We start from the raw sequence: 475 nt of genomic DNA, 5'->3' as shown, positions 1-475 counted from the left end.
CCGACGATAAATTCACGACCAACCATGTGATCTTAATCTTATTGAGTTCAATTCGCTAACAAGCTTTCCTTCACTCCGACTTCACAACCTATGAACGTCGATTGTGCGAGCTCAACATGCAAGTAATAACGTTCCGGTTGGTTCATTGCTTGTTGGAACGTTGTAATACATCTATCTAAACGCTGTGAATTCTCGTAAGGGTTTTCTCGCCACTCAATACGAATTCTCTGCTGCGTGTGCTTTTCTATTCCACTAAGGCTATGTTGCTCACCGCCTAACTTGAAAGCGGTGACTTGTTCAAATAAGAATAAGTCGCTGGCTGAAGCTGTGTTGAACGAGAGTAGTGCTAATAATGCGAGTTTGCTTTTCATTTGGAGTGGCTCTTTAAGATAGGTTGAAATCACGTAGGTTATAGATTTTATCTTTCACTTATGGTGTGAAATTTTCGGTTAGCTACTAATAACTTTGAGATATA

The 475-nt window shown here is 40.0% G+C and carries 1 protein-coding gene; it reads right to left on the bottom strand.

The features are described from left to right. Positions 1-47: 47 nt before the first annotated feature. Entirely contained in the window at positions 48-371 is a 324-nt protein-coding gene (locus tag BCV39_RS20305) for a hypothetical protein (RefSeq protein ID WP_102431779.1), read from the bottom strand. Between the last annotated feature and the right edge of the window lie 104 nt (positions 372-475).

It is taken from the genome of Vibrio sp. 10N.286.55.E10, assembly GCF_002872555.1.
GTDB lineage: Bacteria > Pseudomonadota > Gammaproteobacteria > Enterobacterales > Vibrionaceae > Vibrio > Vibrio crassostreae.
This window is presented reverse-complemented; position numbering and strand designations above follow the sequence as displayed.